This window comes from Glycomyces paridis (assembly GCF_004912155.1).
Taxonomy (GTDB): domain Bacteria; phylum Actinomycetota; class Actinomycetes; order Mycobacteriales; family Micromonosporaceae; genus Glycomyces; species Glycomyces paridis.
The window spans coordinates 40,852-48,148 of sequence record NZ_STGX01000025.1; the positions used below are offsets into that span (position 1 = coordinate 40,852).

The 7,297-nt window shown below is 71.1% G+C and carries 9 protein-coding genes; 6 read left to right on the forward strand and 3 right to left on the reverse strand.

The window, feature by feature from the left end:
- Nucleotides 1-28 precede the first annotated feature (28 nt).
- Both E9998_RS24330 and trpS read right to left on the reverse strand, forming a co-directional pair.
- On the reverse strand, nucleotides 29-610 hold the full coding sequence (locus E9998_RS24330) for a 2'-5' RNA ligase family protein (RefSeq protein WP_136532344.1): 582 nt from the start codon (nucleotides 608-610) through the stop codon (nucleotides 29-31).
- Entirely contained in the window at nucleotides 610-1,626 is a 1,017-nt protein-coding gene (trpS, locus tag E9998_RS24335; protein ID WP_136532345.1) for a tryptophan--tRNA ligase, read from the reverse strand. The genes E9998_RS24330 and trpS overlap by 1 nt, the downstream gene beginning before the upstream one ends.
- Nucleotides 1,627-1,745: 119 nt before the next feature.
- Between trpS and E9998_RS24340 the strand changes: the two genes are divergently transcribed.
- The 4 genes from E9998_RS24340 to galK are packed head-to-tail and all read left to right on the forward strand — an operon-like array spanning nucleotide 1,746 to nucleotide 5,755.
- The gene (locus tag E9998_RS24340) at nucleotides 1,746-2,558 is read left to right on the forward strand and encodes a DeoR/GlpR family DNA-binding transcription regulator (protein ID WP_136532354.1); all 813 of its coding nucleotides are present in this window, start codon (nucleotides 1,746-1,748) and stop codon (nucleotides 2,556-2,558) included.
- Entirely contained in the window at nucleotides 2,555-3,649 is a 1,095-nt protein-coding gene (galT, locus tag E9998_RS24345; RefSeq protein WP_136532346.1) for a galactose-1-phosphate uridylyltransferase, read from the forward strand. Before E9998_RS24340 ends, galT begins: the two co-directional genes overlap by 4 nt.
- Nucleotides 3,646-4,617: a UDP-glucose 4-epimerase GalE gene (gene galE / locus E9998_RS24350; protein WP_136532347.1), complete on the forward strand. Its 972-nt coding sequence runs from the start codon at nucleotides 3,646-3,648 to the stop codon at nucleotides 4,615-4,617. The genes galT and galE overlap by 4 nt, the downstream gene beginning before the upstream one ends.
- On the forward strand, nucleotides 4,604-5,755 hold the full coding sequence (gene galK / locus E9998_RS24355) for a galactokinase (protein ID WP_136532348.1): 1,152 nt from the start codon (nucleotides 4,604-4,606) through the stop codon (nucleotides 5,753-5,755). Before galE ends, galK begins: the two co-directional genes overlap by 14 nt.
- 47 nt (nucleotides 5,756-5,802) lie before the next feature.
- Here the strand turns inward: galK and E9998_RS26910 are convergent, their stop codons facing one another.
- A complete protein-coding gene (locus tag E9998_RS26910; RefSeq protein WP_275669534.1) occupies nucleotides 5,803-5,934 on the reverse strand; it encodes a hypothetical protein in 132 nt (43 codons plus the stop codon).
- Nucleotides 5,935-6,068: 134 nt separating this feature from the next.
- On the opposite strand from E9998_RS26910, the gene E9998_RS24360 reads away from it, so the two are divergent.
- Nucleotides 6,069-6,416 (forward strand): hypothetical protein, encoded by a 348-nt coding sequence (locus tag E9998_RS24360; RefSeq protein ID WP_136532349.1) that lies wholly within the window; start codon nucleotides 6,069-6,071, stop codon nucleotides 6,414-6,416.
- A gap of 217 nt (nucleotides 6,417-6,633) precedes the next feature.
- A partial coding sequence (locus tag E9998_RS24365) for a BMP family ABC transporter substrate-binding protein (protein WP_136532350.1) occupies nucleotides 6,634-7,297 on the forward strand: 664 nt, incomplete at its 3' end.

Here is a 7,297-nt window from a genome sequence, read left to right on the forward strand (position 1 = left end):
GCGGCGGCTGACGTGCGTCCGGGCCGGCTCAGCCTTCGAGCCGGTACACCGCGCGCGGGGTCCAGGGGACCGGGGCGCCGGTGAGGGTCTCGGAGGTCCAGTCGCCGGGGCTGGGGTGCGTGTAGAGGGTGAACGCGGCGACGCGGAACTTGGCCTCGAAGCCCGCGAGGGAGGCGAAGGCGGTGTCGAGGGCGCGGGTGCCGACGTTCTGGGCGATGGTGATGTGCGGGTGATAGGGGAAGGTGCGCTCGCGTTCGGCCGGGCCGGTGCGGATCGCGGATTCGAGCCGCTCGCACATGGCGATGCCGTCGACGACGGCCGCGAAGACCACCTCGGTGACGGGCCGGAAGGACCCGGTGCCGCGCAGGTGCAGGTCGAACGCCGGGCAGGCGGCGGCGACGGCGGCGAGGTGGGTCCGGAAGCCGTCGAGTGCCGCCGAGGCGATCTCGGTGGGGCCCAGGAGGGTCAGGTGCGCCGGGACGATGCCGCCGAGCGGGTCGCCGGAGGCGAGGCGGGCGTCGTCGAGGACCTCGCGCCAGGGCGAGGGCACCGGGATCGCGACGCCGACGGTGACGACGGGAGGTCGTCCCGGCCGCGGTTCGGGGTCCACTAAAGCGTCACCGGGGGGAAGAAGCCGACCTTCTTGTACGCCTTGGCGATGGTGCGCACGGCGAGGCCGCGGGCCTTCTCGGCGCCGGCGGTGAGGACCCGGTCGAGCTCGGCCTTGTCGGCGAGGAACTCCTTGGTGCGCGCGGCGATCGGGGCGAGGGTCTCGGCGACGACGTCGGCGAGGTCGCCCTTGAAGTCCCCGTAGCCCTTCCCTGCGTACTCGCCCTCCAGCTTCTCCACGGTGGTGTCGGCGAGCGCGGCGTAGATGTTGAGCAGGTTCGACACGCCGGCCTTGGCCTCGGTGTCGTAGCGGACGTCGCCGCCGGAGTCGGTGACGGCGCTCTTGATCTTCTTGCGCATCTGGTTCGGCTCGTCGAGGAGGTAGAGGCACCCGCGCGGGCTCGCGGAGGACTTCGACATCTTCTTCTCGGGCTCCGAGAGGTCCTTGATCGTCGCGGTCTCCTTGACGATGTAGGGCTCGGGGACGACGAAGGTCCTGCCGTACGTGGTGTTGAACCGGCCCGCGAGGTCGCGGGAGAGTTCGAGGTGCTGGCGCTGGTCCTCGCCGACGGGGACCTGGTCGGTCTGGTAGAGCAGGATGTCGGCGGCCATGAGGATCGGGTAGGTGAACAGCCCCACCGTTGTGCGTTCTTGTTTGGCGGACTTGTCCTTGTACTGGGTCATCCGGCTCGCTTCGCCCATGCCGGTCTCGGAGCCGAGGATCCAGGCGAGCATCGCGTGCTCGGGCACCTGGGACTGCACGAAGAGGGTGCACCGCTCGGGGTCGAGGCCCAGCGCGAGCAGCTGCGCGGCGCTCACCCGTGAGCGCTCGTGCAATACCTTTGGGTCGTGATCGACGGTGATCGCGTGGAGGTCGACGACGCAGTAGAGCGCGTCGGTCGAGTCCTGCATCGCCACCCACTGCCGCAGCGCGCCCAGGTAGTTCCCGAGGTGGAACGAGTCCGAGGTGGGCTGGATCCCTGAGAAGACGCGGGGCTTGCGGTCGGCAGTCGTCATGGACCGATTCTGACATCCGGGCCGAGACGGCGGCCACCCGGTATTGCGGCGCCGCCGATCCTGATGTTTAATTGTGTTGGATCATGAGCGCTATACGCGCGTATCTATGGGGAGGCGCCATGCTGGCGCAGCAGCGACAGAGCCGGATCGCCGAACGCGTCCACCGGACCGGGGCGGTCCGCGTGGCCGACCTCGTCGAGGAGTTCGGCGTCTCGGACATGACCATCCGCCGCGACCTGGAGACCCTCGCCCACCGCGGCCTCGTCGCCAAGGTCCACGGCGGCGCCACCGCCGTCGACTTCGGCTCCACCGCCGAACCGGGCTTCGCCGTCAAGCAGGTCCGCCAGGAGGCCGAGAAGCAGGCCATCGCCGACGCCGCCGCCACCCTGGTGGGCCCCGGCCAGGCCATCGCCCTCTCCGCGGGCACCACCACCTGGACGCTCGCCCACCGCCTCACCGACGTCCCCGACCTCACCGTAGTCACCAACTCCGTCCCCGTCGCCGACGTGTTCTACCGCGCCGGGCGAAGCGACCAGACCGTCATCCTCACCGGCGGCGTCCGCACCCCCTCCGACGCGCTCGTCGGCCCCTTCGCCGTCGCCTCCCTGGAGAAGGTCAACGTCGACTCGGTCTTCCTCGGCGTCCACGGCATGTCCGAGCGCGCCGGGTTCACCACCCCCAATCTCCTCGAAGCCGAGACCGTCGCCACCCTCGCCGCCAAGGGCCGCCGCCTCGTGGTCCTCGCCGACCACACCAAGTTCGACATCGTCGGCATCGCCACGATCGCCGCCCTCGGCGACGCCGACGTCATCGTCACCGACTCCCTCCTCGACGAGGAGGCCCGGCGCCTACTCAACGAGCACGTCGACCAGGTCGTGCTCGCGCCGGTCCCCGAACCGGGGGCACGCACCACCAACGAGAAGAGATCATGACCGCCTTCCACACCGAGTCCGGCAGCCTCGCAGACGGCCGCCGGATCCTGTACTTCAACACCGCGCCCGACGCCGGCCGCGCCAGCTTCGCCGACAAGCGCGACCTCGGCGAACGCGTCAGCGCCGGGCACATGCGATACGACGTCCTCCGCGACGAGTGGGTCGCCGTCTCCGCCGGCCGCAGCTCCCGCCCGCCCCTCCCGGTCGCCTGCCCGCTGTGCCCCTCCGAAGGCGAGGACCTCACCGAGATCCCGGCCCCCGACTACGAAGTGGCCGTCTTCGAGAACCGTTTCCCCAGTTTCGGCGGTTTCGAGGCGCCCGGTACCCTCGCGCCCGCCGACCCCGGGACCGGCATGGAGACCGCCGTCCCGGCCTCGGGCCGCTGCGAGGTCGTCTGCTTCTCCGACGACCACGACGCCTCCCTGGTCGACCTCGGCCCCGAACGCGTCGAACTCGTCGTCCGCGCCCTCGCGCAGCGCACCGCCGAACTCTCCGCGCGCGGCGACGTCGCCCAGGTCTTCTGCTTCGAGAACCGCGGCGTCGAGATCGGCGTGACCCTCCACCACCCCCACGGCCAGATCTACGCCTACCCCTACGTCACCCCCCAGACCCGCAAGCACCTCTACGCCGCCCGCCGCCACCGCGAACGCACCGGCCGCGACCTCTTCGACGACATCCTCGCCTCCGAGTCCGCCGGCCCCCGCGTCATCGCCGAGAACGACCACTGGATCGCCTTCACCCCCTACGCGGCCCGCTGGCCCTTCGAAGTCCACCTTTACCCCAAGCGCCGCTTCGCCGACCTCACCGAGCTCACCGACGAGTCCATCGCCGCGTTCGCGCCCCTCTACCTCGACGTGCTCAAGCGCTGCGACGGCGCCTTCCCGGGGGAGGCCATGCCTTACATGGCAGGCTGGCACCAGGCCCCCGTCGGAGAAGGACGCGAACTGGGGCGCCTGCGCCTGGAGATCGTTTCGATCCGACGCGGCGCGGGCAAGGTCAAGTTCCTGGCCTCCTCGGAGTCGGTCATGGGCGGTTTCGTCAACGACCTCGGCCCCGAGACGGCCGCTGAGATCCTGAAGGAAGCACTGTGAAGTACCTCGTCACCGGCGGCGCCGGCTACATCGGTTCGATCGTCGCCACGATGCTGCTCGAAGAGGGGCACGACGTCGTCGTCCTCGACGACTGCTCCACCGGCGCGGCCGAGCGCGTCCCGGCCGGCGCGGCCCTCGTCCGCCGCCCCGTCCAGGAGGCCGCCGAGGTCCTCGACGGCTCCTTCGACGGCGTGCTCCACTTCGCGGGCCTCATCGCCGCCGGCGAGTCCATGGAGCGGCCCGACATCTACTGGGAGGCCAACACCAGCGGCACCTTCGCCCTCCTCGACGCCATGCGCGAGGCCGGCGTGCGCACCCTCGTGTTCTCCTCCACCGCCGCCGTCTACGGCAACCCCACCGAGGTCCCCATCAAGGAGGAGGCCGCCAAGGCCCCCACCTCCACCTACGGCGCCACCAAGCTCTCCAGCGACATGGCGATCGCCTCCGAGGTCACCGCCTACGGGCTCGCCGCGGTCTCCCTGCGCTACTTCAACGTCGTCGGCGCCTACCAGGACCGCTCCGGCGTCTGGCACGGCGAGAACCACCAGCCCGAGACCCACATCATCCCGATCGCCTTCGACGCCGCCTCCGGCGCGCGCGAGTCCTTCGGGCTCTTCGGCGAGGACTACCCCACCCCCGACGGCACCTGCGTCCGCGACTACATCCACGTCGCCGACCTCGCCGACGCCCACCTCCTCGCCCTCAAGGCCGCCGAGACCGGCGAGCACAAGATCTACAACCTCGGCAACGGCAACGGCTTCTCCAACAAGGAGGTCGTCGCCACCGTCAAGCGCGTCACCGGCGTCGACTTCCCCGTCGACATCGGCCCCCGCCGCCCCGGCGACCCCGCCGAACTCGTCGCCTCCTCCGAGCGCGCCAAGACCGAACTCGGCTGGAAGCCCAGCCGCGACTCGCTCGACCGCATGGTCGCCGACGCCTGGGAGTACTACCAGCATGCCCGCTCCTAAGACGCCCGACGCGCACGCCGCCGCCCTCGCCGAGACGGCCCGGGCCGCCCACACCGAGGTCTTCGGGACCGAACCCGAAGGCGTCTGGGCCGCACCCGGACGCGTCAACCTCATCGGCGAGCACACCGACTACAACGACGGCTTCGTGATGCCCTTCGCGCTGCCGTTCTACGCCGCCGCCGCCGCGTCCCGCTCCCAGGAGTGGGCTTTCCACTCCACCCACGGCGGCGGCGACACCGTGCGCACCGCGACCCTCGACGGCGTCGAGGGCTGGGCCGCCTACCTCGCCGGGGTCGCCTGGGCCCTCGGCGAATCCGGGTACCCGGTCGGGCCCGCCCGGATCGCGCTGCACTCGGACGTGCCGGTCGGCGGAGGGCTCTCCTCCTCGGCCGCACTCGAATGCGCCGCGCTCATCGCGTTGGCCGACCTGTACGGGCACGAGATCGACCGCGCCGAGGCCGCGCGCATCGCGCAGAAGGCCGAGAACGAGTACGTGGGCGCGCCCACGGGCGTCCTCGACCAGTCCGCGTCGCTGCTGTGCGAGGCCGGGCACGTCATGTTCATGGACTGCCGGGACCTCTCGCGCGAGCAGGTGCCGTTCGACCTCGCCTCCGAGGGTCTGACCATGCTCGTGGTCGACACGCGTGCCCCGCACCGGCACGCCGACGGCGAGTACGCCGCCCGCCGCGCCGACTGCGAGGAGGCCGCGCGCCTGCTCGGCGTCTCGCACCTGCGCGACGCCCCGGCGGACGCGAGGCTGGAGGACGACCGGCTCGACCGCCGGATGCGCCACGTGCTCACCGAGAACGAGCGCGTCAAGGCCACCGTCGCGATCCTCAGGGGCGGCGCGGTCGCGGGCATCGGCGAGCTGCTCACCGCCTCGCACGTGTCGCTGCGCGACGACTACGAGGTCTCCTCGGTGGAGCTCGACTGCGCCGTGGACGCCGCGCTCGGCGCGGGGGCCCTGGGCGCCCGCATGACCGGCGGCGGCTTCGGCGGCAGCGCCATCGCCCTGGTCGAGGCCGAGGCCGCGGCCAAGGTCGAGGCGGCCGTCGTCGAGGCGGCGGCCCAGGCGGGCCTGCCCGAACCGCGCGTGTTCACCGCCCGCGCGGCCGCGGGTGCCCACCGCGTGCACTGACGCGAACGCGAACGGCCGGGTCCTCGAGGTCCCGGCCGTCGCCGTGTTCAGCGGGCGCACCACTCCCGCACGCTCCGCGTGCCCACGAGGATGATCACCCCGGAGAAGAGGACGGTCGCGAGGACGCAGGCGCCCGCGGCCTGCGCCGCCACCTCCGCGTCGAGCCGGAACGCCAGCACCGCGCCGACCAGCCCGGCCGCGATCGCCCCCGCCTGGAGGAACGCCGTCGCCCGCCGCGGCCCGCGATGTGACCGGTTCCGGGGACCGGGCGCTCTCGGACGGTGAGCGCGGGGCCTCTGACATACTCCGCGGCATGGACTTCGTTCACCTCGCGCTGCGCTACCTCCACCTGCTCGGTTTCGCCGCGGTCTTCGGCGGCTGGCTGGTGTCCCTCCTGAAGCACAAGTTCGACTTCAACAACGCGATGCTGTACGGCATCGCCACCCAGCTCGCCACCGGCATCGTCCTGTACGGCCTCGCGAGCGCCGACGGGGACGCCAACCACGCCAAGCTCGGCGTCAAGTTCCTGCTGGCGCTGCTGCTCGGCGTCATGATCGCCATTCCCGTGTGGAAGAAGCGCGAGAAGGTGGCCGCGGGCCACTTCTATGCGACCGGCGCGCTCATCGCCGTGACCGCGGGCGTGGCCGTCTTCTGGACCTGAGCGGTCCGGCGCGGACCCGATTTGCCCGCCGGCGGCGCCCGGCGGGCCCGTCGAGCTGCAATCGCGTCGTAGTACCGGCGAAACACCAGTTCACCACTGGTCTCAGTCATAGGATGTTTCGGTAACGAAATCATCAAGGACAGTGCCAAAGGCCCGCGCCTGCGGCCATGATTAGGCGGGTATCGACTTACCCCCTTGGATTGTCAAAGGAGACCAGATGGCTGTCAAGCCGTTCAAGCTGGCCCTGGCGGGCATCTCCGCCATCGGCCTCGCCGCCCTCGCCGCCTGTGGCGACGCGCCGTCCGACTCGAACGGCGACGACAACGCCGAAGGCTCGTTCAGCGCCTGCATGGTGACCGACTCGGGCGGCATCGACGACAAGTCCTTCAACGAGTCCGCCTGGGCCGGCATGGAAGCCGCCTCGGCCGAGAACTCCGCCATCAAGGTCGAGTACAAGGAGTCGTCCAACACCGACGACTACGACCCGAACCTCCAGTCCCTGGTCGACAAGGGCTGCGACTTCATCGTGGGCGTCGGCGGCCTCATGTCCGCCAACGTGACCAACGCGGCCCTCGCGAACACCGGCGTCGGCTTCGCCATCGTCGACGGCACGCCCTCCGACGCCGACGGCGCCCCCGTCGAGACGGACAACGTCTACTCGATCCAGTTCGACACCGCCCAGTCCGCGTTCCTCGCCGGCTACATCGCCGCCGCGCAGACCGAGACCGGCACCGTCGCCACCTGGGGCGGCATGCAGATCCCGCCGGTGACCATCTTCATGGACGGCTTCGCCCGCGGCATCGAGCAGCACAACACCGACAAGGGCACCGACGTCGAGCTCCTCGGCTGGGACGTCGAGGCGCAGACCGGCACCTTCCTCA